22 protein-coding genes and 1 tRNA gene are annotated in these 25849 nt (G+C 64.8%); 7 read left to right on the top strand and 16 right to left on the bottom strand.

Going from position 1 to position 25849, the window contains the following annotated elements:
• The first annotated feature begins 207 nt into the window (after positions 1 to 207).
• From rpoD to D5687_RS09515, 4 genes are all read left to right on the top strand, one after another.
• Positions 208 to 2043 carry an RNA polymerase sigma factor RpoD gene (gene rpoD, locus D5687_RS09530; protein WP_255410308.1) on the top strand — a complete coding sequence of 612 codons (1836 nt, stop codon included), beginning with the start codon at positions 208 to 210 and terminating at the stop codon, positions 2041 to 2043.
• A 54-nt stretch (positions 2044 to 2097) separates the two neighbouring features.
• Positions 2098 to 2174, top strand: a tRNA-Ile gene (locus D5687_RS09525).
• 282 nt (positions 2175 to 2456) lie between these two features.
• Positions 2457 to 2939 (top strand): hypothetical protein, encoded by a 483-nt coding sequence (locus D5687_RS09520; RefSeq protein ID WP_125199544.1) that lies wholly within the window; start codon positions 2457 to 2459, stop codon positions 2937 to 2939.
• A 2-nt stretch (positions 2940 to 2941) separates the two neighbouring features.
• Entirely contained in the window at positions 2942 to 3289 is a 348-nt protein-coding gene (locus D5687_RS09515) for a hypothetical protein (RefSeq protein ID WP_125199543.1), read from the top strand.
• A gap of 187 nt (positions 3290 to 3476) precedes the next feature.
• Here the strand turns inward: D5687_RS09515 and D5687_RS09510 are convergent, their stop codons facing one another.
• From D5687_RS09510 to D5687_RS09500, 3 genes are read right to left on the bottom strand one after another with little or no spacing between them, the layout of a single operon-like run.
• The gene (locus tag D5687_RS09510) at positions 3477 to 3941 is read right to left on the bottom strand and encodes a terminase small subunit (protein ID WP_158611847.1); all 465 of its coding nucleotides are present in this window, start codon (positions 3939 to 3941) and stop codon (positions 3477 to 3479) included.
• Positions 3941 to 4219 (bottom strand): hypothetical protein, encoded by a 279-nt coding sequence (locus D5687_RS09505; RefSeq protein ID WP_125199541.1) that lies wholly within the window; start codon positions 4217 to 4219, stop codon positions 3941 to 3943. Before D5687_RS09505 ends, D5687_RS09510 begins: the two co-directional genes overlap by 1 nt.
• A gap of 23 nt (positions 4220 to 4242) precedes the next feature.
• Positions 4243 to 4710 carry a hypothetical protein gene (locus tag D5687_RS09500; protein WP_125199540.1) on the bottom strand — a complete coding sequence of 156 codons (468 nt, stop codon included), beginning with the start codon at positions 4708 to 4710 and terminating at the stop codon, positions 4243 to 4245.
• Between the two features lie 67 nt (positions 4711 to 4777).
• Between D5687_RS09500 and D5687_RS09495 the strand changes: the two genes are divergently transcribed.
• Positions 4778 to 5080: a hypothetical protein gene (locus tag D5687_RS09495; RefSeq protein ID WP_125199539.1), complete on the top strand. Its 303-nt coding sequence runs from the start codon at positions 4778 to 4780 to the stop codon at positions 5078 to 5080.
• Between the two features lie 8 nt (positions 5081 to 5088).
• Here the strand turns inward: D5687_RS09495 and D5687_RS09490 are convergent, their stop codons facing one another.
• The 13 genes from D5687_RS09490 to D5687_RS09425 all read right to left on the bottom strand — a co-directional run bounded on the left by D5687_RS09490 (position 5089) and on the right by D5687_RS09425 (position 22696).
• Positions 5089 to 10500: an LPD38 domain-containing protein gene (locus tag D5687_RS09490; protein ID WP_125199538.1), complete on the bottom strand. Its 5412-nt coding sequence runs from the start codon at positions 10498 to 10500 to the stop codon at positions 5089 to 5091.
• Between the two features lie 16 nt (positions 10501 to 10516).
• On the bottom strand, positions 10517 to 11323 hold the full coding sequence (locus tag D5687_RS09485) for a hypothetical protein (RefSeq protein ID WP_125199537.1): 807 nt from the start codon (positions 11321 to 11323) through the stop codon (positions 10517 to 10519).
• 270 nt (positions 11324 to 11593) lie between these two features.
• Positions 11594 to 11980: a hypothetical protein gene (locus D5687_RS09480; RefSeq protein WP_125199536.1), complete on the bottom strand. Its 387-nt coding sequence runs from the start codon at positions 11978 to 11980 to the stop codon at positions 11594 to 11596.
• A complete protein-coding gene (locus tag D5687_RS09475; protein ID WP_125199535.1) occupies positions 11977 to 13593 on the bottom strand; it encodes a DUF3987 domain-containing protein in 1617 nt (538 codons plus the stop codon). The genes D5687_RS09480 and D5687_RS09475 overlap by 4 nt, the downstream gene beginning before the upstream one ends.
• Positions 13590 to 13973, bottom strand: coding sequence for a hypothetical protein (locus D5687_RS09470; protein WP_125199534.1), 384 nt, complete (start codon positions 13971 to 13973; stop codon positions 13590 to 13592). Before D5687_RS09470 ends, D5687_RS09475 begins: the two co-directional genes overlap by 4 nt.
• A 134-nt stretch (positions 13974 to 14107) precedes the next feature.
• Positions 14108 to 14515, bottom strand: coding sequence for a hypothetical protein (locus D5687_RS11300; RefSeq protein WP_125199533.1), 408 nt, complete (start codon positions 14513 to 14515; stop codon positions 14108 to 14110).
• A gap of 2 nt (positions 14516 to 14517) precedes the next feature.
• The gene (locus D5687_RS09460) at positions 14518 to 14757 is read right to left on the bottom strand and encodes a monooxygenase (RefSeq protein WP_192894164.1); all 240 of its coding nucleotides are present in this window, start codon (positions 14755 to 14757) and stop codon (positions 14518 to 14520) included.
• 459 nt (positions 14758 to 15216) lie between these two features.
• Complete coding sequence (locus D5687_RS09455) at positions 15217 to 15396, bottom strand: hypothetical protein (protein WP_125199532.1); 180 nt, start codon at positions 15394 to 15396, stop codon at positions 15217 to 15219.
• A gap of 58 nt (positions 15397 to 15454) precedes the next feature.
• Positions 15455 to 16771, bottom strand: coding sequence for a site-specific integrase (locus D5687_RS09450; protein WP_125199531.1), 1317 nt, complete (start codon positions 16769 to 16771; stop codon positions 15455 to 15457).
• A 285-nt stretch (positions 16772 to 17056) separates the two neighbouring features.
• Positions 17057 to 18688, bottom strand: coding sequence for a glucan biosynthesis protein (locus tag D5687_RS09440; RefSeq protein WP_204742177.1), 1632 nt, complete (start codon positions 18686 to 18688; stop codon positions 17057 to 17059).
• On the bottom strand, positions 18685 to 20811 hold the full coding sequence (mdoH, locus tag D5687_RS09435) for a glucans biosynthesis glucosyltransferase MdoH (protein WP_125199530.1): 2127 nt from the start codon (positions 20809 to 20811) through the stop codon (positions 18685 to 18687). Before mdoH ends, D5687_RS09440 begins: the two co-directional genes overlap by 4 nt.
• The gene (locus D5687_RS09430; RefSeq protein WP_125199529.1) at positions 20808 to 21095 is read right to left on the bottom strand and encodes a hypothetical protein; all 288 of its coding nucleotides are present in this window, start codon (positions 21093 to 21095) and stop codon (positions 20808 to 20810) included. Before D5687_RS09430 ends, mdoH begins: the two co-directional genes overlap by 4 nt.
• A complete protein-coding gene (locus D5687_RS09425) occupies positions 21092 to 22696 on the bottom strand; it encodes a glucan biosynthesis protein (RefSeq protein ID WP_158611846.1) in 1605 nt (534 codons plus the stop codon). Before D5687_RS09425 ends, D5687_RS09430 begins: the two co-directional genes overlap by 4 nt.
• Positions 22697 to 23229: 533 nt before the next feature.
• Here D5687_RS09425 and D5687_RS09420 point away from each other — a divergent pair.
• Positions 23230 to 24597, top strand: a complete 1368-nt coding sequence (locus D5687_RS09420) for a GntP family permease (protein WP_125199527.1) — start codon at positions 23230 to 23232, stop codon at positions 24595 to 24597.
• Positions 24598 to 24601: 4 nt separating this feature from the next.
• Positions 24602 to 25741, top strand: coding sequence for a glycerate kinase (locus D5687_RS09415; protein ID WP_370271317.1), 1140 nt, complete (start codon positions 24602 to 24604; stop codon positions 25739 to 25741).
• Positions 25742 to 25849 lie beyond the last annotated feature (108 nt).

Below are 25849 nucleotides of genomic sequence, written 5' to 3'. Positions count from 1 at the left end.
CCCGAAAAGCGGTACAATTTCGTGTTCCCCAACGGGAACGCCCGTCGCATCAGCCCGTCCAATCGACCGGCTCTTCGGGTCATCCCGCGCGAGGCCCAAACGTCTCCTCGCGCCGCCAGAATCCACTGACGCGGCCCGCTCGACAACCGTGCGCGGCGCGCTCGGCGCCTGCACTCCCGCGGCGCGACTTTCAGACGTTTTCATCGAATTGCCGGAGCAGGTTCCACGCCGATGCAGCAAGACCAACAAACCAGCATCAAGCAGTTGATCGCCCTGGGCAACGAGCAGGGTTACCTGACGTACGCCGAGATCAATGACCATCTGCCCGAGTCGCTGGTCGATGCCGAACAGATCGAAGTGATCATCGGCATGATCCAGGACATGGGCATTCAGGTTTCCGAGGCGCCGCCGGACAAGGACGACCTGGGCCTGTCGGACGAACAGCGCGTATCGAACGATGACGAGGCCACCGAAGAAGCCGTCGCCGTCCTCGCCTCGCAGGTGGACGCCGAATTCGGTCGCACCACCGATCCGGTGCGCATGTACATGCGCGAGATGGGCACGGTCGACCTGCTCAACCGCGAAGGCGAGATCGAGATCGCCAAGCGCATCGAGGAAGGCCTGCGCGAAGTCACCATCGCGATGGCTGCCTTCCCGCCGACCCTGGACACCCTGCTCGCCCAGTACGCTCGCGTCGAGGCCGAGGAGATCAAGCTCGCCGACGTGGTGGTGGGCTTCCACGTGCTCACCGACGAGATCCCGACGCCGGGCGGCAACAAGAACGACGACTCGGACGACGACGAAGAGGAAAAGGACACCGGCATCGACGTCGAGGCCGTGCGCACGGTGATCATGGACCTCAAGGACCTGCACGAGCAGCGTCACGCCGTCGCTACCAAGAGCCGCAAGGCCAAGACCGACGCGGCCAAGATCAAGGCGCTGACCGACCAGATCGCCGACCAGCTGATCACCCTGAAGCTCAACCCGAACTTCAACGAGAAGCTGGTCAAGCAGGTCCGTGACGCCATCGCCCGCGTGCGCTTGCTGGAAAAGCAGATCATGCAACAGGCCGTCGAGAAGGGCGGCATCAAGCGCGAGACCTTCATCCACGCCTTCCGCGGCCACGAGACCAGCAATGACTGGATCGCCGAGGTCACCAAGGGCAAGCCGACGGCGAAGTTCGCCGCCGTGCAGCCGGAAATCGAGCGCCTGGCCAAGCGTCTGGCAACGGTCGAACGCGACAGCCAGCTGCCCGTTTCCGGCATCCGCGAGGTCAACCGCCAGGTGACCCTCGGCGAGGCCAAGGCCCGCCGCGCGAAGAAGGAGATGATCGAGGCCAACCTGCGCCTGGTCATCTCGATCGCCAAGAAGTACACCAACCGTGGCCTGCAGTTCCTCGACCTGATCCAGGAAGGCAACATCGGCCTGATGAAGGCGGTCGACAAGTTCGAATACCGCCGCGGCTACAAGTTCTCGACCTACGCCACCTGGTGGATTCGCCAGGCGATCACCCGCTCGATCGCCGACCAGGCACGCACGATCCGCATCCCGGTGCACATGATCGAGACGATCAACAAGTTGAACCGCATCTCCCGGCAGATGCTCCAGGAGATGGGCCGCGAGGCCACCCCCGAGGAGCTGGCCGAGCGCATGGACCTGCCCGAGGACAAGGTCCGCCGGGTGATGAAGATCTCCAAGGAGCCGATCTCCATGGAGACGCCGATCGGCGAGGACGACGATTCGAGCCTGGGCGATTTCATCGAGGATCAGGGCGCGGTATCGCCGCTGGATTCGGCGACCAACGCCTCGCTCTCCGAGATCGTGCGCGAGATCCTCTCGACGCTGACTCCGCGCGAGGCCAAGGTGCTAATGATGCGCTTTGGTATCGGCATGAACACCGACCACACCCTCGAGGAAGTCGGCAAGCAGTTCGATGTCACCCGCGAGCGTATCCGTCAGATCGAGGCCAAGGCCCTGCGCAAGCTGCGCCACCCGTCCCGTTCGGAAAAGCTGCGCAGCTTCATCGACGCGAAGTTGGAATAATCCCCTTCCAGGCCGGCTTTTTGCCGGCCTTCGTGGTTTCCACCACGGCCGTACGGGCCCATAGCTCAGTTGGTTAGAGCAGGCGACTCATAATCGCTTGGTCACAGGTTCGAGTCCTGTTGGGCCCACCACTCTCAAAATCAATGGGTTGCAAGCAGAAACGCTGCCTATTGCCCACCCAAAATCAGTCGGCGTATTTCTCCGGGGAAACCCTGGGGAAACTTCCCTCGTCCATCCGGCTCGCCTCTCTCGATCATCCGAAACGTTCTCAGCCGGCAAGTGCTATCGTCAGATTCGACCCCCTCGCCAGGACGGCGATGCACCATGGGGACATGGGAAGTCAGCCATGCGGGGCGGGTCTCGATTCCAACCGGTCGGCATTCCGACCACGAGACGAGACCAGGACGAACAAAATGATTCGATCGATGCGGACCCTCCCCCTAATCGGCCTCGCAGCCCTGTTCATTACCGGCTGCGGAACGATGATCAAAGGCGATCTCCTTGCCGTTCAGTCCGGCACCGTCATGGACTTCCAGATCGAGCGGAGCCACGGCACAGGAGACATGACGGCATACAACCCGGAGACCGGGGAGGCATTCGAGGGCAGGTACACGGGCAGCTATCAGGGTGGCGGGGTCGCCGTCACAAACTCCACTGGCTCTTTCTCCGGCTCATCGCGCGACACGTCCAGCGGCACCATGTACCGCCACTCGGGCAACGTATCGGGCAGCAGCACAACCTTCGTGCCGCCGAGCAACGCCACGGCACGCGGATTTCTGCGGGGAGATCAGGGCACGGTGATCACCCTGTACATGGACATTCGCCCCGGGATCATGCCGAAAGGTCACGGCGAGGGTGTGGATCAGGACGGCAACCGGTACCAGGTCCAGTTCTAACCGTGGGAGTTCATCAGGACCGGCGCGCCGCCTATTCGCCCGCCGCCGATCGCCTTCTGCTCGATCAACTGGAAAGGGTCAGCCAAGACGATCCGGATGCGTTGCGACTTGTCCGCGAACGCCGGGCACGCCTTCCCATGCTCATCGAGATTCATCGGCGGCGCGGGACGCTCATTGGCGAGTCACCTCCGCCAACGGTCGGCGAAACCATGGATTTGTTCGACGGGAAATTGGGGCCAAGCACGCTGTTCGAGGCGCTTGCGGAGTTGGCCCTGGCGCTCGACGCGGAAGCAGTGACAGACCCGCCAGCGGATGAGCGATCAGACGGACCAACCCCAGACCGGGTGTGACACGTGTGACGTGCGTGACAACCGCGAGGTGGCGGGGCTTGGGTCGTCACACCTCCCGTGCTCGGTCGTGTGACTGGTGTGACAGCGCGTCCGCGGATAGAGGAAAAGCGACCGCACATAGAAAACCCACCGACCAAAGCCGGTGGGTTCCTGCAAAGCAGCGAGGCCATAGTAAGCAGGCGGCCAGCTATTGGCCCACGATCGCCTCCCGCAATTCCTCGACACGCTGGGCGACTTCCTTCGGCGGAACCTGAACGATCCTGAGCGCCCCACCACCGCGGCCGGCGACCTCACGCCGATGCACGAAGTCTCCCTGAGATTTCCCCAGGAGCTCCGACGCACGAAGTCGTGCCTTCATCGGGTAAGGCACTTCACGCCCCAGCTTGGGGTCGAAGTACGTCTCCTCTCCGCGTATCACCCGCGACCAGAACACTTGGCGCTGCTCTCGGGTGGCGATGGCCGGATTCGTTGTCGCCAAGCGCAGTGCCTCGATGGCCTCGCGAACACTAACTTTTTCTAACGTCTGCGACCCTTTGACGTGCGGGTGGGCATACCCCGCCGCCATCGCCGCCCTCGTCGCATTGCCCCCGTTTGCGGCGAAGGCCTCAACGAATCGACGCTGCTTCTCTGACAGGCCATCGTGCCAAGCCATCACGCACCCCGAAGCCACGCCTCGCATTCCGCGTTGACCGGCACCGGCTGCGTGTAGCGGGTCGCCCGGGTTGAGCCCGTCCAGCGGTATGTCACCGCCTTGTAGGGCTTGCCTCGCGACGTCCGGCGCGTCACTTCCCCGCTCGGCTCCACAATGCGCGCCTTGATACACCAGGCGAAAGCGCCCCGCACCGGGTAGTCATCGGACCCGACAAGCTCGGCCAGGTCGCGAATGGTGAAATCCTTCCCGACACCGAACTCGGCCAGGGCCTCGACCAACTCTCTCCGACTCATCCGCTGCATTAAGCCGCACCCCCAACCTTTTCGCGTGCCTCCAGGATCTCCCGGCGACGAGCGCAGTCATGGGCCGGGGGAGTCTCGGCGGCGAGCTTACGCGTGCGCTCGTCCTCGGCCGCATCAAGGTCCCGCTTGCGTGCCTGCCAATAGTCGTGACCTTGCTCTGGTGCCGCAGGCGCCTCGTCCACCGGGCCCAGCATCACCACCTTGGCCCCGACGACATTCTCGATCCGGTCCTCGAGGTTGTTGGTGGACTTCGACCACACCACTACGTCTTTGCCTCCGATGCTCATGCGATAGGCGGTGGCGCGGCGTTCCTTGGCTGCACGCTGTACATCCGAAGGAAACGTGATGGTGTTCGACCGACTGGACAGAAAATCAGGCCGGATCTCCTCGGCCACCGCGTAGTCCTCGATCACGAAGCCGGCGGTTCCCAATTGCTCATAGGCATATCGCTGGTTGTTGTTGAACATCTGGTTTGCTCCTGTCGTTGGTTGCTACCGTGGTCGCTCATTCAGTGACGGACCACGAGGGTTGACGATGAAACTGCTGACGATGGGATTGCTTGCCGGCGCGTTCATGGCGACGTCTGGTGTGGCGCAAGCTGGGTGCTACGGCGACTACGACTGCGCAATGGGCCAGGAGTGCGTGAAACCCCAGGGGTCCTATCAGGCAACGGGCAACTGCGTCACTCCGAGTGACGAGTATGGGAATGCGCGGCCTGACTACTCGGTCGATGGCAATGTGAAGGAGTCGAAGGGCTGCCAATGGGGAACGGACTGCCCGGTCGGCTTCGACTGCATGAAACGAACCGGCGAGCTCCGGGGCATCTGCGTGAAGTGATCGGCTCATCACTCGAGCACCACGCGGTTGTACACGCCGTTGAACTGCTTGATCTGCTGAGTGATCAGGTCATCGACGGCCTCTATCTGCTTGTCTGACGCGTCATGGGCCTTCAACCGGTCCTTGCGCTTACGAAGGATTTTCAGCCGCTTCTCAACTGCCTTGAGCCTCGGGATCATTCGGCGCTCGTTGGCATTGAGGAGCATGGCTTGCCTGCGCTCCTCGCCCCCTAGAGTCCGCATCTCACGCTGCAAGACCTCGATTCGATCCTTGCGGTCGTAGTACATCTCGAAATCGGACGATGGGTATTCCCTGCCCCTCAGCTTGCGAATGAATGGCAGGTTTTCCGACTCCACCTCCTTGCCGGGCGCCGCCAGGCGATATGCCGAGTCCATGGTGTTGAGCAGGAAATGACCCGCCCCGCCGGTGGCGGTGTTCCAAATCAGGTCGATCGTCTCGGGCGAAACGTCCATCGCTCCGGGGCGAATGTCATTGCCTCCCGTGAGCTCATTGATTTGCTCGGTGGCCCAGCGTGACGGCGCCGATGCAGTGGAGAAGTACCGCTGGCTATCCGGCTTCGAGTAGAAGGGGTTGTCATGGGGCATCAGCGGCCCACCATGCCAGGCGGTGTTGGTCGCCACCGTCACCGCCGGGTCGAGCACCGTGGGCGAAAGCGTGAGCAGCGGGGATGACGACGCCACCGGATTGAATGCCTCCATGGTCGAGCCCGCCAGCCGCGCCGCCTCATCGGCGATGCTGTACGTGGGGATGCCATCGCCCGCGTGATGATCGATCGCCCGGCCCATGGTCTGCCCGACAACGTGGAAAACGTTGTAGCCCCAAGGCAGCGGGATCGTGACGTAATCCGTCTCGCCACCCCCGTAGAAGATCACTAGGTTCCGGTCACGAACGTGATCCGGCAGCTTGTCGTAGAACGTCAGCCCGTCCTCGTCCTCCTCGCTGATCGCCCGGTTCACCATGTCGAGGATCGCCGCGGCCACCACCGTGGCGCCAACCATGGCCCGGACCTTCCGACTCTTGTGGATCGCCGAGAACATGCGCGCGGTGCCTTGCACGCTCGCGTTGAAGAACAGGTAGAAGGTGTTGAGCGTCTGGCCGGACGCACCTCGGCGGTTGAAGTTGACGGTCAGGTTCTTCGCCAGGTTTGCCGCGCGCGCCTCGCTGATCCCTCGCTTACGCGCATGGACGTAGGCGGAGAGACGCACGGCGTTCTCGATCGCGCTGTTCGCATCGCTCACCAGGTCCATGACTTTGCGCCCCGTGCGCCGCGCGACGTGCTTGCCGCCAACCATGTCGAGCTCCCGGTTGATCGCGTTGGCTCGGTCCTCGATGTTCTCGTACACGTCCATCCATCCGACCATGCCGCCGGCGCGCTCGAACTCATCCGCCCACCGGGCCCACTCAGTGTCACGGTGGCCCTTAAGGTTGCGCCACATGCCGCGGATGCCGTGCTTTACCCCGTCACGCACCACCTGCATGGCGACCTTCTCGAGCTCGGTGTCCCCCAGGTTGTAGGCCGCCGTCTGCAAGTCCCGGGCGAAGTTGGTCAACACGAACTCCGGGTTGAGCGACGTGTTCACCATCGACAGGTAACGCATCACCGAATGCAGGTAGCGCATCAGCTTGGGCATGTCTCGCTGGGACAGGTTGCGCATCTCGCGCACCAGGCGGACGGCGTGCGGGTTCTTCTCGTTGAACGAGATCCGCACTCCCTTGCCGCCCACCTTCACCATGAGCTCGTTGTCGCGGGTGCGGTTGTCAGCCCGATACCGGATCGTCCCGTCGGGCTTGCGACTCGCAACCCGGTAGGGCTTCTCGATTTCCCACACGTTCGGATCGGGATGATTCGTCGCGAGCTCGAGCAGGGCCTGACCGACCAGGTTCTTCTCCCCTCGCACGGCACTGGCCTCGAACTGCGCGACCAGGTGAGGAATCACCAACCCGTGCTCGACCGGCTTGGTTGAGCCGGTGCGCACCTTCGACTCCCTGCCCTCGATATGGAAGCCCTGACCTCGCCGCGGCAGCGGGGCATCGGCAAGCTCGCCATCCGGACCCTTCATCGCGTCACGGTGCAAGGGCACGTAGTGGCTGTACATCGACCGCCAACTATCCGCCTGTTCCGGGGAAAGCAGGCCGTCGTTCACCATGTTCTCGAGGCGTTCGGCGTTCATCCGATCGACGCGCTCGCCGATCTCCTGCATCGCGGCGTTGTCCGCGTGCTCGGCGAGGATCGCCCGGGCTTCCATGTCGGTCATGCCAGACAGGGCCGAGTTGTCGCCACGGCCGGGATTGCGCTCCGCCAATACCCGGTTGGCCTCTTGAGCGTGACGGGCGTGGAGATATTCACCCACCTGCTCCATCGTGAAACCGCCACGGTTGATCGCATCCAGCAGCGGGCGCACGTGGAAGTCATCGAGGTCATCGAGTCGTTTACGGGCACGGCCGGCGAAGTTCTCCTGGGCCATCATCGCGTCGGCAGTCTCCGGCACCTTGCCGGCGGCCTTCTGGAAGTCGGCCAGATCCTTGAAGCGGTCCACGACGTGATAGAGAAAGCCGTCGATCACCTTGTCGGCCTTGCCGCGAATGCGGGTGATGCCGTGATTCCGGGTGGGTGCTGGCTCGCCCTCCGGCGCCGATCGGCTGAACCGCACACCGCCACCGTTGCCACTCGAACCGCCATTGGCGCGGGTCTCGTCTGGATCACCCGCCTGGGTGCCGGGCTTATCCGTCTCGCGATCGACACCGCGGCTCGTGTCACGTGTCTGGTCGTCGATCGTTGGCCCCGGCTGCATGTCTTGCTCGGCGACAACGGGGCGCACCCGGCCGAGCGGCGCGAGCTCATACCCCCCGTCGTTCACCTCGCGCACCTCGTGCGTGTCGCGCGCGGCATGATTCGTCGCCGCACGGCGGGCGGCCGCCAGCGTCTTGAACGGCTGACCATCGCGGCGGCGGATCGGTTTGAGCTTGCGGCCAGGCAGGCGGGGGGCATCCTCGCCAACCATCCGGGAATCCCGGAGCGTTCCCGGCTCTGGCTCGCGTGACTGGGTGGGCGCTGCTTGCGGGGCCGCCGGTTGGCGTGTCTCCGGGGGGGGGTCGATCGCCGCCTGGGCGCGCTGAGTGGCTTGTCGGCTACTTGACCGAGCGCCGCCGGCGTTTGCCCCGCTCTCGCCCGCCATTTGTCGTGATCCACTGGCGGCCGCCGGTTGCGCACCATCGGGAAAGGCTACGGCCTGTTGGCCGGGCTCGACCTGATCCCGACCCAAGTCGGCGACGCCGTTCTCCTTCCCGGCGGGATTGAGCACGTAGCCGTCGCTCCCCGCCGGCTCGGGCACGTGAGTGCGGGCAACCCCTTGGGCACGAGCCGCACGCCGGGCGGCATCGAGCGTCGGGAACGGGCGGCCATCCGACCGCCGGATCACCTCCTCGGTGCGCGGCTGCGAACGCGAATGCGCCGTTTCGGCCACCGCAGAAACATCAGAAACGTTGGTTTCCGGGGTTTTTGCAGTGGGTGAAACCCGCGTTTGCGGTTCCGCACTGGGTAGCGAGGTATTCCATCTGGCGTCTGCCACACCGTCAGACTGCCCCCGCTGGCGGGCCACCGGATCGATGTCGATCGACAATGACTCGGACTCGCTGCGGCTTGCGCGAGACACGGCCTCCTCAATCTCGATCTGCCGGTTGAGATTGGTGGCCATCGTCGGGGCTGACGCGCGCCCCAACGGGCCGGACTCCCGGGCCTCATTGATCGTCTCGGCTGCTTTTGCCCTAAGCTCGATCGGCTGGCGTGCGGCCTCGATCTCGGCCCGTGCCTGTGCCTGCGCCTGATCCCACACCTCGGGCGGCACGATGGCGTCACCGCGTGCGGGGTCCGGATCATTCTCGGCGACGATCTCGGCGGCGCGCCGGTTCACTGCCGAATCGGTCGAGTCATCGTCTCCCATGCGGCGGTAGGTGGGCCCGTCAGGCGTCGGCACGATCTCCACCACGTCGCGCTTGCCGGTTTCATCACGGACAATGGCGCGATCCCCCAGGGCATCGGAGACAAGCTCACGCTCGCCCAGTCCCTCGACGGTTACCCGCGGGGCATCGGGATCGCCCACCACCGCCGGCCGGTCGGCCTCCTCTGCCTTCTTGATCTTGCCGTCTTCGGCATCGACCACGTACTCGCCCGGATCAGCGGGCCGCCCCTCGTTCTCAACCGGCGGCGTTGTGCCCTTTGTACCGGCTGCCCCCTCAAGAGCACCGGCCGGGCCACCCATGCCAGCACCAAACGTGCCGCCCTGGGCTGCGGCCACGCCCGTGCCCTCGGCGAGCGATTGCGTCTCATCGACCTGCTGCACGGCGAGGTTGCCGATTGCCGTCTGATACGCCTCATCGGCCGCACCGGTGGCACCCTCGGCGCCAGCGGCCTTTGCCCCACCCTTGGCCGCACCAGCCAAACCGCCAGCCTCGCGCTTCATGGAGCCGGTAATCACTCGCTCGATCGAACGGGAAGCAGGAAGGGCCTGCATGAGCGCAGTGAAGCCGGCCGCCCGGAGGCCAGCCACGTTGGAAAGCTCGTCGGCGATCTGCTCGACCGCCTCGCGTTCGGACATTCCGCCGTTGCGCAACGCCTCGTACTGCTCACGCACCCGGGGCTTGGCCGCATCGATGAACTCCTCGTGGGGGAGGTCAGTCAATTCATCGAACGTCTCGGACTTGGTGAGCGCCCCAGACTCGGCGGACTCCACGCCCACGGCGGTACCGACGCCCACCTTGTTGCCAACCTTGCGCGCCGCATCATCCGACGCACCGATCTTCCGTGCGCCGGTCTGTGCCAGCTTCTTCGCCCCAAAGCCCGTGACACCACCCACCGCCAGCGAAGGGATCTCCCGAGTCACCATGCCTGCGGCGAGGTCAGCATCCGTGAACGTCTCAGCACCCCACGCCAGAGCCTTCGCAAGCTCACCATCAGCGGATTCAACGCTGGCCTGACGGCGCTCGAGATCGCTTCCGTACTCGTCACCGACCTCGCGTTCTCCGGCATCCTGCATTGCCTGGCCCTTGGCACGGAGCGGGTTGTCCATTCCGCCAAGCTGGCGGGAGAGCAGCGTACCGATGCCCTCGACCAAGCCGCCAGCACCCACCTTCAGGTCAGCCCGACGGTCACCCGCCCAACCTTCGTCATGCTCGCGCATTTCATCGGCGCGATCGGTGAGATACCCGCCTCGAGCAACGTGGTCGCGCTGCTCGTCGGACATGCCGAACAGGCTTGTGCCCTCGCCCTCCTCGTCCGCCTGGCCGGCCAGCGGCTTAACGTGCTCGTCCCACGACCGAAGGATGTACTCGTCATCCAGGTCGGGGCGCTTCTCTTTGACCCGGCGTAGGAACTCGCGAGGTTGGATGTACTGCTCTGCCATCGGGGGACTCCTCGCGTTACATCATCATCGCGCCGGCCATACCGATGGCCGACCCAAGTGCCGCCGAACTGTCAGAGCCACGCTTCTGGGCCGCGTTGTACATGTCCGCTTGCCCGCTCAGAGCGGTGCCGAGTCCTGTCTGCATCATGTCGCGACCAGAGCCAATGGTCGCGGACCCTTGCCCCATGCCAGCCATCAGGTTCTGTCCGGGCTGCTGCGTGTTGCTTGCCGCTGAGTTGCCGGCGCTGGTCGCTACGCCATAGGCGCCCTGCGACGCTCCGGCGAGGTTGCGGCCAAGGCCAGCCGCATCCATGCGACGTGCGTACCCAAGATTCTCGGCCTGAGTGCGGGCGTTGTTCATCGCCCCGGCCTTGTTCGCCGCGTTGGTGAGCCCGCTTTGCGCCTGGATCGCCTGGTATTTGCCCGAATTGGGGTTGACGCCCATCGAGGCCATCTGGCGAGCGTTCGCCTGCCGGGCCTGCGTCTGCTGCTTTTCGTAGTCCGCGGCAGCCTGCCCAGCACGACGCTCGAACTCGGCTTGCGTGCTGAAGTTGCGCGCATCGCCGACCAGCTCTTTCTCGAGCGGCCGGTACGTCTCGCTCTGGTAGTCGTAGTAGTCGCGCCCCTGCTGCTGCGTCTCGTCCATCGTCGCGATCTGCGACTCGGTGACGCGCTCAATCAGGGGCAACGTGCGTTCGTACTGGCGCCGGGCCTCGTCTAGCTGCTGATAGCCGAGATCGGCCATGATGCGAGCCGATTCCTCGCTCGCGTCAGCCAACTGGCTGTAATCCGGCGGCGGCGGAGATGAACCTTTCCCACCCATGTCGAGCCCTCCTCTCAAGGTCTGCCAGCTTTTCCCCTAAAGCTGATGATCGGAGAGAGGCCAGCATTCGAGAATGAGTTTTCGCCGGCGTCTGGTGGCCGTGACAGGAGGGGTGTTCAGGTCGGCGGGGTGTGCCACGCTCTACGCATCAAGCGCGTGAGGAGGAGGCACCAATGACCATCTGCTTCAATCCGTTGGAAGTCGTCGTGGTGACGGTGTTCTTCCTTGGCCTGCTGTGGGGTATGAAAAAGCTGTTCGAGTGGGCGGGGCTTATGTAGCCCCCGCCGTACGGTGGGTTGTCATGAGGCGATCGAGCGCCAGGTGATACTCACGCATCGCTGGGCAGCCTTCGCAGTCCTCGATCGTTGCCCGGATCGCCGAATCATCGGCGTCGTAATGCTGGCGGCAAAGCCGAGCGATGCCGGCCTTCTCGATCGGTGACAGCGCGCGGGGCGATTCATGGGCGACAGCATCGCCGGCGGCATCGGCCTGGGCCCGGGTTCTGAGCAGATGCATCAGGGCCGGTTTGTGCTGGCGGATCAGGCGCACGTAGTCATCGGTCAGGCGGTGCCCGGGGCGGGCATGGATGCGGCCATCCTCCAGTGAGACGGCGATCCCTCGACCGGCCAGGGTCGTGATGATGTCGGCGGCTCTCATATCACCACCTCGTCATCATTTCCGTCTGCGCCGTGCGCAACATGCGCATCATGCGCAACGCCTGCTCTGGTGCGGGTTTCAGCGTCTGCGCACCTCTGCGCAACATGCGCAACATGGGGCGAGGATTCCGGGCCGCTCCGCCCTTGCTGCGCGTCTTGCGCACTGTTGCGCATCGGCGCAAAGCTCGCCGCGTTGCGGTCTTGCGCATGCTGCGCATCTTGCGCGGGGCGGGAATACTCCTTGAGGTTGCCGATGCCGTTCTGCTTGGGCCTCTCCCTCTGCTCGAGCAGACCGTCGGCGAGCAGGTCATCGAGTGCGGCGGTCAATTCCTTGGACGTGATCCGTTTGGCGAACACATCGCGCTGAATGAAGGTCCGCGTCATCCATCGGCCGGCGGGGATCCCTTCGAGGATCTTCTGTTTTTGACCGTCGCGCTTACTCGATTCGATACGCTGGGTTATGTCATGGCCGAAAACGTAGGCGACCGATTCCCGGTGGAACCGTGACCAGGCGAGCGCGGCTCGCATATGAGCCGGGCCGATCACGGCGGTCTGGTCGGTCATGGCGAACAAGCCGGCCAAGCGCATTGTGATCGGTGCCCGGCGCTCGAGCAGCGAGGTGATGATCGGCGTGGATCCGTCGCGCCGCCGAAGGTCGGGATAGGCGTCCCGGTACATTTCCCGGGCCTCGTCGGACAACGTGATCGGTGCGGTGTACTTGGTCCGGGGATAGTCACCCCGGGCGAACTTGATCACGTCCCGGGACTGGACCGCCAGCCGCCGGACTACCTCGTCGGGCGTCGGTTCGGGAAACGGCACCAGGCACGTGCGCTCGGCGAAGATGACGAGGAACCGATTCATCAGACCATTGAATGCGGCCGTGGCATCCATGCGGGCCCGCAACTCGTGCGGCGTGATCGCGCCGTGAATGACGACGTGGGGCTCGGTTGCCCAGACGCTGGCGGACTTGGTGGCCGGCTGGATTGATCCGCCATCGAACAGGTCGCGAATGATCGGGCTCAGTGTGTTGCCTTCACGCTTGCCTTGCTCAAGCACCTTGGCGAACTCCGCCTCGATGATCAGCAGACGCTTGTCGTTGATGGGCGCGTGCTCGGTCTTGCCAACCATGTAGCCGTCGTGAACCTGTGCCGCCAGCCCCTCACCTGTAGACAGGCCGCCGGAGTGAACCCGGCCGGCGAACAGCTCCGGCGTGATCACGGCGCCATCGTCATCGGTGCCATGCACCGGATCACCGTCCATCATCTCGCCGACCGCGCGGCGAATACGTTTGACCAGGGCCCAGCTCTCGCCTTTGGCCGCGACCATGGATCGGCCGACGTGCAGACCGTTGATCAGCAGCGGGTGGGTCTGATCACCCACGGCGATGAAGTGATGCCGGCCGGCCGCAGCGGACAGCCAGGTCAGGTAGGCCAGGGCTACGCTCGAGCGGTTCGGCTCCCGTCCGATGGTGGCCGCCTCTGCCACCTCGCCGACGAGGCCATGAAACATGGCTGGGTCAGCCTTCGGTGGTGCGATGGTGTAATCCCGGTCGTCGACCTCTTCTTCGACATGCAGGCCACGCATCGCCTCGGCTTTGTTGACTACGTTACTCATCGCAGCAGCCCTCCAGCCTGGATCGTGTCCTGGATTCTCGATTCCGCCTCGATCAGTGAGTCGAGGTCGTCATCCTTCAGCCAGCCATTGCGGCGAATCTCAGCCGCGCACAGGGCGACCACGATCACGTCGGTGGCCATGGCCTGCAGGGCTTGCCATGCGCTGAATTTCGGGCCGGCGTGGGGCTTGATGCGTTGTGCGTAGCGATTATCGGGATGGATCAGGTCGATCACCTCGAGCCCCGCCGCCTCGAGGATGCTTTCCTTGGAGCATCCGGCGTGACAATGGAACACCACGTCGCCGTTCTGTTTCTCACTGACGCTAAGGCTCGGGCTCTTGTCGGGATGGGCCAGGCATCGAACAGTGATTGAGCGCGTCATCCCACGCGCCGGACTCTGCTTCCTCGCCTTGGTCGTGTCGCAGCGAGAAAGCAGTAAATCGAACGGCGGGACGGTGCTATGCTGGTGGGGCGCTTCGTGGCGTGGCCCCTGTCCGGTTTCGGTGGGGGCTTTTGTCATTCCAGCACCCCCCCAACACGCGCTCCGCGCTTGTTCCGCACGTGGCTGAGCTGACAATCAGCAAACGCCCTGACCGCTTCCTGACGGTTCGGCGGCAGTTGCGGAGCACAAACGGCCTTGGTGCCGCCGGCGAGATCGCCAAAGGCGATGGCGCCAACACCCCAGGCATTTCGCGGCAGCGCGATGTAGAACGCACGCGCCGCTCCTGGCTGGTCACCATCGACCCGATACTGACGGGCCACGCCATCGTCGATGAATCGAATGGCCGCAGCGGGGGCAAGGCCGTGGTGCCGCATGCAAGCGATTACGTCGTGGAACTGGGGTTTCGTTGATGCTGGCGGATTGCGAAGATCAGAGGTGCCTGCTCCGACTGCGCGACCGCCGTTCTGGTGGTTCGCAGTCATCTTCAAGCCTCCTCTTTCTCCCCCAGTAGACGATCAACCGTATTGGCCGGCCATACGAGGCGACCGTTTGGCAGCTTCTTCGGGCGGATGCCGTAGAAGTCACCTTTACGGCAAAGGCGAGCGTGGATGCTCTGTGTGTTGTAGCCGATTGCGGAAGCCAGGGCCGCAGTGCTCAGGCCGCTATCGACAACGACAGATGGCTGGACGGTTGAAACCGCCGCTTGGGTAGGGGTTGGTGTCATGAGATTGCCTCCATGAGTTGGGTGTCGTTACCCACCGAGGGGAGGCAATGAAGTCGAGGCAGTTGCCCATCTAGTTGATGAGCGATACCGTCAACGTTGCCCGGTCAGCCCGGGCAGGTTCGCCAGAACCATTCGCCACCCCTTTGGTGGTGTCGGCCTCGAGGTGTTGCAGCACCTCGGGGCTTTTTTCTGCCATGCCGACGGCATCAAGAATATGCGGGAGGAAATGCCCGACAACCCCTAGCCCCTCCCGCGGAACAAAACGTTTTGTTTCATAGACATATAAGAGGAAAATTCGTTATTCATTGATGAGTTTTGATCGTGTTTACTGGCCTTTGATCGTGCTAAATCAACAACAGAAAACAATACAGCCCGATCATCGAAGACGACCGGGCCATAGAAAATCTCAATCAATGCTCGTAATTTCAACCGCATCAACGTCGGTCAAAGTGCGGCCATTTACCGGTACTGTCGTTCCTCTACCAACCGTGCACTCGGGTCAGACTGGCGAATATCCGCCAGTGCCGCTTCCGCATCAGTGGCCTCGTCAAACATGGGCGTAATCGCCCGATGGTTTGCGCCGTGCTGGTCAGCATCGGAAGTGATGAAGTAGATGGTCCGGGTTTGGGTCGGGGTCATGATTCACCTCCTCGGTGATTGGTGGCGCCACTCGGCGCCGGGTTGATAACTCGGTTGTTCACTCCACCAGCCGGAGTTTGCCGGGCTCGGCGTCCGCCGGTGGCTGCTCGATGCCGGCCTGCTCGAGAATCCAACCCTCGATTCGCACATGCCATTTGCGCAAAAGGTCGAGCGGGCGCTGGCGGTAATGCTTTTCCGCCAGGGCGGACGGCTTGTGGCCTTGGATTTGTGCGACCACACCCACGGGGCACTCGACCCACTCGGACAACGTGCCAAACGAACGGCGCAACCCGTGAATCGTGATTCGGGGCAGCCCGGCGGCTTCGGTGATCTTGTTGTGATCGTGGTTCGGATCGGTGATATGTCCGCTGGCGGACCGGGCCGAATGGAACACGAACGGCCCTTTGCGGGGCAGGCTGGCGAGCACGTGGGCCAAGTAAGGCGGCAGCGGGATCGTCCGGTCACCCTCCACCTTGTCCCGCAGGTGAAGCGCCCGCCACTTGAAGTCCACATCACTCCAGCGCAGGCCGGCAATCTCGCCGCGGCGGGCCCCAGTCAGCAAGGCGGCTTGCAGGTAGGCGGACAAACTGGGATTGCTCCAAGAGCGCACCGCCTCAAACCACGGACGGAGCTGCTCGCGTTGCAGGGAGTCGGTCTTTGCCCGTGGTGAGGGCACGGCACGGCGAACGGTTTTGTTGAACAGAGCATGGGGCTCGATCAGGCCGGCGTACTTGGGCTGCTCGCTCACCCACACCAGGCACGCGCGAAATAAGCGGTACGCTTGGGCGGTGCTCGTCGGGCGCTTCTTCGTTTCCTTCCCCAACCACTTGGCGATCCGCTGGGGTGTCAGGTCCGCCAGCCGGTCATCTCGCAACGGCCACAACGGCCCCGCGACGGTTCGCTTCCTCGACCGCTGGCGCTTTAGGCCCGGCTCGCGCATCGCCTTCTCGTGAGCCTCTAGATGGTGATCGCTCCAATCCCCACGGCGGGCATCGACGTATTCGCTCCATACGTCCGCCAGCGTCACGCGCTCACGTTCCATCTGCGCCCACTTGCGCTCGTTCGCTTCCTGCTGTTCCTGCTTGTCCAACCGCGGGTCAATGCCTCGATCCACCAGCGCCCTGAGACGACGAGCCTCCGCGCGCGCCTCGGACAGCAACCACCGCTCAGGGTCGCCGATCGTGATCCTCACCAACTTCCCCTTCATCCGGCACAGGAACATGAAACGCTCGACGCGCGCGCCGTTTCTCTCCCGAACACGGAAGCACAGGTCGCTCGTATCGGTGTCGCGCACGAACACTTCGTCGCGATCATCTGGGCAAGAGACCGATCGCAGGCGGGAAGGGGTGAATCGAAAACGCTGGACGCTGCTCATAGGGTTCTGTTGCCGCTCGACGTGGGGCCCGGTCCGGGGAAACTCTATGGAAACTCCCGGCATCAATTTCCGTCAATTACGAGGGAATTGATATGGATTGTCAAACGTGTACAGAATGCAGCCAGAACGTGCATTACAGCGCGTGATTGGCGTTGACGAGATGGAAGGTCATAGATGAATAAACGGCGACTCATAATCGCTTGGTCACAGGTTCGAGTCCTGTTGGGCCCACCACTCCCCCGGTCGCGCTGAATTTCAGCGGACCATCCCGGCACACCTCGAGCGTTACGGCATCACCTCACGAAACGCCTGTCGGTGATACTGGTACAGCCAGGACTCGGCAACCGGCTCGTCGTCAACGCGCAACTCGCCACGCAGTTCCACCGGCGCATCCTCGGTGACGTGCAGATCGAATTCCGTCTGCCAGCGATCCGGGTGCCCCGCCACCTGCCGGACCCTAACGTTGCTGATCTCACCCACCGGGCTCGCCTCGACACGAAACTCGGCTTCCTCCGGATCGACAGACTCCAGCCGCGCCCCTTGCCAGCCAATCACCAACCGAACCGTGTCCGCTATGCGGGGCTTGCCGAAATCGCCCCCCGGACCGGCACGCAAGCTGACGGCTCGGGCAAGATCCGGGTCAAACGGCTCGTCCACACTCCAGTAGAGGCGGTAGCGGTACGTCAGCGCCGAGCCGGCCAATTGCGACCCTGCCGGTTGCCAGAAGGCGACGATGTTGTCGAAGGTCTCGTCGTTCGTGGGCAGTTCGACCAGCGCCACCTGACCCTCACCCCAGTCACCGAGTGGCTCCACCCACACGGAGGGGCGTTTCTCGTAGCCCACACCGTCGAGGTAATGGCCGAAGTCCCGGTCGCGCTGTAACAGGCCGAAGCCACGCGGATTTTGGTCGGCGAAAGCCGAATAACCATGGGAGGGCGGGTTGACCAGCGGACGGGCCAGCCGCTCGCCGGCGCCATTCCAGATTGCAAGCGTGTCCGAATCATGCACCTCGGGACGCCAGCCTCGCAGGTGCACATTGGGCGTCTCGGTGTACCAGCACATCGATGTCAGCGGCGCGATGCCGAGCTGGTCGATGGTCTTGCGTACGAACAGGTGCTTTTCGACTTCTATCTCGGTATCACCCCGCGAGCGCAGGGCGATACGGTACGCGCCGGTCACCGACGGCCCGTCGAGGAGCGCGTGGACCACCACCGGATCTCCCTCGCTCGCCGCCGGCTCGAACCAGAACGCGCGGAAGTCGGGGAATTCTTCTTCCTGTTCGCCGGCCGTGTTGACCGCGATACCGCGAGCGGACATCCCCACCTGCCCCGTCTCGGAGACGGCACGGAAGTAGGACGCCCCCTGGAAGGTCGCCCAGGGCTCCTCCTCGAACCAGTCATGTGTCCGCCGGGAACGGTGCACCCAGAACCCCGCGATACCCGAGGCTCCCTCGGGCACGGCTCGCAGCGGGCTGTCGGATGGCATGTCGAAATAGTCGGGGCGGTAGCGCACCGGTCGCGCCTGATCGCCGGCGACCACGTGCATGGCCACCGGCTTGGGGAAGTACTCGCCCAGCGGCCGGAACGTGATCGGGTAGACCGATGGGCCGTCACGCCATAGCGCCATGTCGCGGCGGTAATGGATCTTCCCGGCGGCATCGTAGTTGATCGACTGGATCGCCTCGGAAGCCGGGCGTGGCGGCGGGTCGTACGGCTCGGCGGCAAGTTGTTCCGCCCGCTGAATGAGCGTCTCGAAAGAGAATGGCTCGGCCGTTCCCAGCTCCAGCCCCGTCTCGGCATCGACGGCCTCCGAGGCCATGGCACTAAGCGACCGGGCGCTGCCAGCCGCCACGCCCATGGCGAGCAGGCCGCGCAGCCAGGCCCGTCGCCCCGGCCGATGGATCGAGTGATCACTCATGATGCATACCCTCCTGATTTGTCAGTTGATACCGCCGGTCTTCCGACTGCGGCCTCCGCCCCGGTACAGACATGCCGGGCATAGCGCTCGGCCAGACGACCCCACGGGTCCGCGACCTCGCCGCGCCACGCGTGTTCGTGCACGCGCCGCATCGCCTCGACGTCATCGAGCACCCGGGCAGCTCGCTTGCCCGGCATGCCATCCGGACCAGCGGCGATCCAATCTTCCGCCACTCGCTGGGCGGCCCGTCGTGCCAGGCCGCCGCGGCGCGGTGCATGGGCGGCCGCCTGGCGCCATTGCGCCGGGTCGAGCAGCGTCCACAGCAGCCAGCCGGATTCCCCGCCCGGCCGTGGCGCAACGGCATCCGGCTGGAAACGCTCCAGTACCGGGTCGTCACGGCCCGCCTCCGGCGGCGTCAACCAGATCCCCTTGCGGCGCCAGCGTTGGCCCAGCGTGAAACGGGACAGGCCGACCGTGACCGGCACGGCCAGCACCAACGGCACGGTTATGGGCAGGGTCCAGTAGAAGAAGTAGGGATCGATGAGATACGCGCCCCCCGTCCAGGCGAGCGACAGTACCGCCCCGGGGACGTGGCGGGCCATCGCCGTGCGCCAGGAAAGCTCGTTGCCCCGGTTCTGCCCTGCCCAACTCACCGTCACGTTCAACAGTGCGGTGACGACGAAGACACTGTGGGCCAGCATCCGCACCGGCGCTAGCAGGACCGAAAAGAGGTTTTCCAGAAAGAACCCCTGCAGCAGCCGCGGCGCGCTGCCGAACCCTCGCAGCCGTTCGCGGTCGAAGACGAGCACTTCCAGCAGCGCCAGGACCTTGGGCAGGAACAACGTCACCAGCGTGCTCGTGACCAGCAGCAACGCCCATTCGGGATGCCACTGCGGCCAGGCGGGATACAAGGCGTCCGGGTCGGGGAAATAGTCGATGTCACCAAGCTTGAAGCGGGCCACCTCCAGCGTGGTGAACACCAGGAACAGGAACCAGACCGGCGAGGCGACATAGGCGAAAATCCCGTTGAGCAGGGCGAAACGATGGGCCACCCGCAGCCCCGGCTCGGCCAGGAGATGACGCAGATGCTGCAGATTGCCCTTGGACCAGCGGCGGTCCCGGATCAGCTCGTCATCCAGCGAGGGTGGCGACTCCTCGAAGCTGCCCGGGATGCCGGCCTCGAGCCAGACCTGATAACCGGCACGCGTGATCAGGGATGCCTCGAGGAAATCGTGGCTCAACACCGCGCCGCGCCAGAGACCCACGCCGCGCATGCGGGGCAGACCGCAGTGCCGCATAAACGGCTCGGTACGGATGATGGCGTTGTGCCCCCAGAAGACCGCCTCCGATCGCTGGAGCGCCGCCAGCCCGTCGGTGAACAGCGGCCCGTACAGGTGGGTGACGAACTGCTGCATCCGGGCGAAGGCCGAGCGGGCGTTGAACAGTCGCGGCACCGTCTGGATCATGCCGACGCGGCTGTCGCACTCCATCAGCCGGACCAGTGTCGTCAGGGCCTCTCCCGACATGACGCTGTCGGCATCCAATACCACGAAGTAGCGGAAATCACTCCCCCACCGGCGCAGGAAGTCGGAGACATTGCCGGTCTTCGCCTTGAGATTGACGCGTCGCCGGCGGTAGTGAAGCCGCCCTTCCAACCCGAACTCAGCCACCAGCGAACGCCAGGCCGCCTGTTCGGCAAGCCAGATCTCCGGGTCACGACTGTCGGAGAGCAGGAAGAACTCGAACGGGTCGCTCTCGCCGGTCTCGAGCAGCGAGACCAGGGTGGCCCGCAGCCCCTGGTATACGCGGTCGACGTCCTCGTGGTAGACCGGCATGATCACCGCGGTCGGTGCAAGCGGGGCCTGCGGCCAGCGATCCGCATAGCGACGCATCAGACCGTGACGGTCCCCCCGACCCGAGACCCGACGCATGACGAAGCCGAAGATCGCCATCCAGCTGCCGGCCGTGATGAAGGCGTACAGGGGAATGAAGGTCGCGAGGATGGCGATTTCCAGGGGACGCGTGCCATGGTAGGGCAGCACCCAGATCATGCCCCAGGTGCCCGCCGCCGTCTGGGCAAGCACCATCAGAAGAAAGAGCGTCCGGCGCCAGGCGTCGATCACGACTCGTCCCGGCCTTTGTCGGAGGTAGCCGTGCTGGCGTAGCCGAGCGAGGCCCGATGGATCGGTCGACCGCTGCGACGCGGCGCCTCGACCAGCCGGCGAAGCGAGTCGTCCAAACGCGCATCGGCCGCCGCGCGGGTCGGGACGAGCGCCCCGGCCTCTACCGGCCGGCCGGTCAGCGAGATCTCGTGCGCCACGGCGCGTCCGTAGCGACGCAGTGCCCCGCACACGTCATGACAAACAATGACGGGGGTATCGTCGTGCGGACCTCGAGCCTCGGTCATTTTCCTTCCTCCAGATAGCGGCCGACCTGGCCGGGCAGCGTGTCCTGCCAGCTTTCGGAAATGGTCTTGCCCTCGAGCGCCAGGGACGCACGCACCCTCAACGGCTGCTCGCCCGTCGGCTGCAGCAGCATCGACAAGCGCCAGCCTCCGGCTGGCAACGGCGCCACGGACTGCTCGAGCACGCGAACCGACTGTTCACGGGAAATCGAGGCGACCACCGGTGCACTGTCGGACAGGGACGACAGCGCACCGCCGGTGTAATCCACGTTGACGCGATACGCGGGAGCCGACTGCTCCCCTCCCTGCTCCTCGGCGCCCTCGACACCAATGAGCACACCCCGCACCTGGGCCACCTCCTCGGCCACCGCGTCACGCTGGCCGAAACTCACGTCGTAGGCGACGCCGATCGGATCGCCCGGCTTCAGCGGTTCATGCGGCTCGAAGAAGACCACCTGGTTCTCGTGACGTTCACTGTTTACCGGGAGCTGCACCAGGTCGAGGGTGCCGCCACCGAAACCCGCCTGAGGCGTCACCCACACGGACGGACGCTTCTCGAAACGGCCCACGGGATCCTCGAACGTGCCAAAGCGGGTATCGCGCTGCATCAGACCGAAGCCACGCACCCCGTCGGCCGGAAACTGGTCCAAACGCAACTCGCGCGGGTTTCGCAGCGGCCGGTACAACCAGTCCCCCTCGCCCTCGTGGATCAGCAGCCCGCTGGAACTGAACACGGCCGGCCGCCAGTGCGAATCGTCCGGCCGTTCGTTCCGACCGTAGAAGTACATCGACGAGATCGGCGCCAGGCCCAGTCGGTCGACGGGCCGCCGAGCATGCAGCCTGGCCTTTACCCGGATTATCGTCTGGTCGGCTCCGGGCTCGATGACGAAGCGGTACGCCCCGGTCAGCGACTTGCTGTCCATCAACGCGTACAGGGTCATGCGGCGCGCGCCCGGCTCCGGACGAACCAGCCAGAATCGCCGGAATGCCGGGAATTCCTCGCCGGCAGGCAGACCCGTGTCGATCGCCAGGCCCCGGGCATGAGCCCCCATCACCTGGTCATGGGCCACCGCACGGAACAGGGCGCCGCCCAGGAAGCGAACGACCGTCTCCGGCGCATCCGGGCGTTGCAGGGGATAACGGATATCGAATCCCGCGAAACCCAGATCGGCCGGCACCTTGCGGGCAAACGACTCGTTCGGCCAGTCGAAGTCCGATTTGGTGAACGCAACCTGCTGCACCTCATCATCGACAACCTCAAACAACTCGACCGGGTGTCGATAGACATGCCCGGCCGAGACCGGCCGAATGGAAAACCGGGCGCCGGTCCAGTCCAGCCGTGAACCCCGCTTGTAGCGGATCTGGCCGAAGGTGTCGGCATCGATCTTGCCCAGTGCCTCAGGAATCGGTGGAGTCGGCTCGTGTTCGCGCTCGGCAAGCGCTTGGGCGACGGCGTCGACCTGCTCCAGGCTGAACGCGAACACGTTCGGCGCCGCCAGTAGGCCCAGCACCACGCAGAGCGCGGCGCATAGATGCCGGGGCCACGAGCACCTGTCCACTTGACGGCGCACATCGGGGTAGGGGTAGATGCTGAATCGGGTCAACACTGACAATTCGTCCTCTTTCCGGGCAGGCCGGGCAATTGCGACATCGGGTTGGCCATCGACACGACAGGACGGCGACCGGAGATGGCCGGTCAGAGAGTCATGAGCCTAGAACCAACCGCAAGGCTCGGATATACCCTCACCCACAACCTGACGCAGGCCAGCCGGATTAGTTCCCGCCAGCATCGGGTGACGTGGAGGCCGGCACCGCAAGCAACACGAGGCGTGCGTTCCGCCGTGTCGAGCCCACGTTCCGTGACGCACGCGCCCGACTGTGTAATCCGAAATAGCGATTTTCGGCTTGTCGCCGAGTCAGCCGTTTTCATGCAAAATGCGGATCGCATGCATCACGTCTCTGCTAGCGATGCAATGTATTTAATCCCCCGATAGGCAAACTGTCATCGCGGCGCTCGAAAAGCCTGTCTACACTCGGCCCTTGTCATCACACCTCATCGGCGGGGTGTGCGGCAGAAAAACGAGTCGATCGACGACCGAAAACAAGAACGGATCAACCATCAAGGAGACTGAGCGCCATGCTTATCGCAAGCCTGATCATCGTGGTGATCGCTCTGGTGTTCGCGACAGCGAAACTGCGCATGCACCCCTTCCTGGCCCTGTTGCTGGCCGCCTTCGCCATGGCCCTGGCCGGCGGTATCGCGCCGAAAGAGGCCATCAGCATCATCAACGACGGCTTCGGCGGCACGCTGGGCTACATCGGCATCGTCATCGCGCTGGGCACGATCATCGGCGTGATCCTCGAGCGCACCGGCGCGGCCATCGTGATGGCCGAGGCGATCATCCGCCTGCTGTCCGATCGCTTCCCCAACTTCACCGTCTCGCTGATCGGCTACATCGTGTCGATCCCGGTGTTCTGCGACTCGGGCTACGTGATCCTCAACTCGCTCAAGAACGCCATGGCGAAGAAGACCGGCACCTCGGTGGTCGCCATGAGCGTGGCGCTGGCCACCGGCCTGTTCGCCACCCACAACTTCGTGCCGCCCACGCCGGGCCCGATCGCCGCGGCCGCCAACCTGGGCATTGCCGATTCGCTCGGCCTGGTCATCCTGGTGGGCCTGCTGGTCGCCGCCGTGACCGCGATCGTCGGCGCGCTGTGGGCCAGCCGCTACTCCGACCCGGCCAACGAGGCCGAACTGCTCGAGCCGGACCCGATCAGCGAAGCGGTCGGCGAGGAGATCGAGGAGCCGGAGCCGGACATGGCCCATCGGCCGTCGACCCTGGCCTCGTTCATGCCGATCATCGCCCCGATCGCGCTGATCTGCCTGGGCTCGATCGCGAGCCTAGCCACGCGTGGCGCCGAAGAACCCGGCCTGATCGCCAACATCTTCACTTTCTTCGGCCAACCGGTCGTCGCACTCGCCATCGGCGTGATCTTCGCGCTGACCCTGATCAAGGGCGGCGACAAGAAGGACCGCTTTCACCAGATGACCGTCGACGGCATCCTGCTGTCCGCGCCGATCATCCTGATCACCGGCGCCGGTGGTGCGTTCGGTAACGTGCTGAAGGCGACTCCGCTGGGCGGCCAGCTGGAAGTGATGCTGACCGGTCTCGGCCTGGGGCTGTTCGTGCCGTTCATCATCGCCGCGGCGCTCAAGTCCGCCCAGGGCTCGTCGACCGTGGCGCTGGTCACCGCCTCCACCCTGGTCGCCCCGCTGCTGCCGGACCTCGGCCTGGATTCGGACATGGGCATGGTCCTGGCCGTAATGGCCGTCGGCGCCGGCGCGATGACCGTCTCGCACGCCAACGACAGCTTCTTCTGGGTAGTCTCCCAGTTCAGCCGCATGAAGGTTTCCACCGCCTACAAGACCTTCACCACGGCGACCCTGCTGCAAGGTATCAGCGCCATGATCACCATCTACATCCTGGGGCTGATCCTTGTCTGACGACCTGCACGTTGTCCTCTGCCCGGACAGCTTCAAGGGCAGCCTGGAAGCCGACGCCGTGGCAGCCGCCATGGCGCGCGGCGTTCACGCGGCCCGCCCTAAGGCGCAGATCCGCGCCCTGCCCATGGCCGACGGCGGCGAGGGCACCGCGGATCTGATCACGCATACGCTGGGCTGGGAGTGGCACCTGTCCGACGTCCACGGGCCGACCGGCACGCACCTGACCGCCGGCTGGGGTTTCGACCCCGCCAACCGGCGCGCGGTGATCGACGTGGCCTCGGCCTGCGGGCTCGACCTGGTTCCCCCGGATCGTCGCGACCCGTGGCAGCTCGACAGCCGTGGCGTGGGTGAACTGATGCGTTCGGCGATGGATGCCGGCGCGCGTCATCTGCTGATCGGCCTGGGCGGCAGCGGCACGGTCGATGGCGGCGCGGGCATGCTCGCCGCGCTGGGCGTGCGCTTTCTCGATGCCGACGGACAGGCACTGGATGCGCACCCCTCGGCGCTGCGTGCCCTGGCACGGGTCGATTTCTCCGCGCTGGATACGCGGCTGTCGGAGGTCGAGATCACCGTGCTCAACGATGTCGACAACCCGCTGACCGGCCCGTACGGGGCCAGCCCCGTGTTCGGTCCGCAGAAGGGTCTGGCCGAGTCGGAGATCGAGGCGATGGACCGTCACCTCGACCGACTGGCCAGTTGCATCGAGACCGCCGGTCACCTCGAGCGCCCGGTGGACACCCCGGGCGCCGGGGCCGCCGGCGGGCTCGGCTTCGCGCTGGACTGCGTGCTGGGGGGCACCGCCCGCATGGGTGCCGCCTACATCGCCGAGCTGATCGGCCTGGACGCGGCCATCACCGAGTCCAACCTGGTCATCACCGGCGAGGGCCAGATCGACGGCCAGACCTCGCGCGGCAAGGTGGTCGCCGAGGTGGTGCGCCGTGCCGGACGACTGGACGTGCCCGTCATGGCGATCGCCGGCAGCATCGCCTGCAGCGAGGCGGAACTGACCACCTTCGGCCTGGCCGACGCCCGGGCGCTCTGCGACGGCTCGACCACGCTGGAGCAGGCCATGGCCGAACCGGCCCGCCTGATCACCGCCCGCACGCAGGCCCTGATGCAGGATTACCTCGCGCGCACCGGGTAAGCGGCGCAAGCGCCGGTCAAGAGGACAACCCAGACGACAAACCCCCCGGCCAGTGAACTGACCCCCAAAAGTTGGACGGTTGGTTAGGCGGGCACCAAGGCCTGAGTC

Origin of the sequence: Guyparkeria sp. SCN-R1, assembly GCF_003932495.1 — a bacterium.
Classification (GTDB): domain Bacteria; phylum Pseudomonadota; class Gammaproteobacteria; order Halothiobacillales; family Halothiobacillaceae; genus Guyparkeria.
Note: the sequence above shows the minus strand (reverse complement) of the source record. Positions and strands in the feature narration are given on the sequence as shown.

What these genes read in the sequence shown, in the direction of transcription:
- D5687_RS09520 (WP_125199544.1), top strand. Translation starts at nt 2,457, where the DNA reads ATGATTCGATCGATGCGGACCCTCCCCCTAATCGGCCTCGCAGCCCTG.
- D5687_RS09510 (WP_158611847.1), bottom strand. Translation starts at nt 3,941, where the DNA reads ATGGCTTGGCACGATGGCCTGTCAGAGAAGCAGCGTCGATTCGTTGAG.
- D5687_RS09500 (WP_125199540.1), bottom strand. Translation starts at nt 4,710, where the DNA reads ATGTTCAACAACAACCAGCGATATGCCTATGAGCAATTGGGAACCGCC.
- D5687_RS09495 (WP_125199539.1), top strand. Translation starts at nt 4,778, where the DNA reads ATGAAACTGCTGACGATGGGATTGCTTGCCGGCGCGTTCATGGCGACG.
- D5687_RS09490 (WP_125199538.1), bottom strand. Translation starts at nt 10,500, where the DNA reads ATGGCAGAGCAGTACATCCAACCTCGCGAGTTCCTACGCCGGGTCAAA.
- D5687_RS09485 (WP_125199537.1), bottom strand. Translation starts at nt 11,323, where the DNA reads ATGGGTGGGAAAGGTTCATCTCCGCCGCCGCCGGATTACAGCCAGTTG.
- D5687_RS09480 (WP_125199536.1), bottom strand. Translation starts at nt 11,980, where the DNA reads ATGAGAGCCGCCGACATCATCACGACCCTGGCCGGTCGAGGGATCGCC.
- D5687_RS09475 (WP_125199535.1), bottom strand. Translation starts at nt 13,593, where the DNA reads ATGAGTAACGTAGTCAACAAAGCCGAGGCGATGCGTGGCCTGCATGTC.
- D5687_RS09470 (WP_125199534.1), bottom strand. Translation starts at nt 13,973, where the DNA reads ATGACGCGCTCAATCACTGTTCGATGCCTGGCCCATCCCGACAAGAGC.
- D5687_RS11300 (WP_125199533.1), bottom strand. Translation starts at nt 14,515, where the DNA reads ATGACTGCGAACCACCAGAACGGCGGTCGCGCAGTCGGAGCAGGCACC.
- D5687_RS09460 (WP_192894164.1), bottom strand. Translation starts at nt 14,757, where the DNA reads ATGACACCAACCCCTACCCAAGCGGCGGTTTCAACCGTCCAGCCATCT.
- D5687_RS09455 (WP_125199532.1), bottom strand. Translation starts at nt 15,396, where the DNA reads ATGACCCCGACCCAAACCCGGACCATCTACTTCATCACTTCCGATGCT.
- D5687_RS09450 (WP_125199531.1), bottom strand. Translation starts at nt 16,771, where the DNA reads ATGAGCAGCGTCCAGCGTTTTCGATTCACCCCTTCCCGCCTGCGATCG.
- D5687_RS09440 (WP_204742177.1), bottom strand. Translation starts at nt 18,688, where the DNA reads ATGAGTGATCACTCGATCCATCGGCCGGGGCGACGGGCCTGGCTGCGC.
- D5687_RS09430 (WP_125199529.1), bottom strand. Translation starts at nt 21,095, where the DNA reads ATGACCGAGGCTCGAGGTCCGCACGACGATACCCCCGTCATTGTTTGT.
- D5687_RS09420 (WP_125199527.1), top strand. Translation starts at nt 23,230, where the DNA reads ATGCTTATCGCAAGCCTGATCATCGTGGTGATCGCTCTGGTGTTCGCG.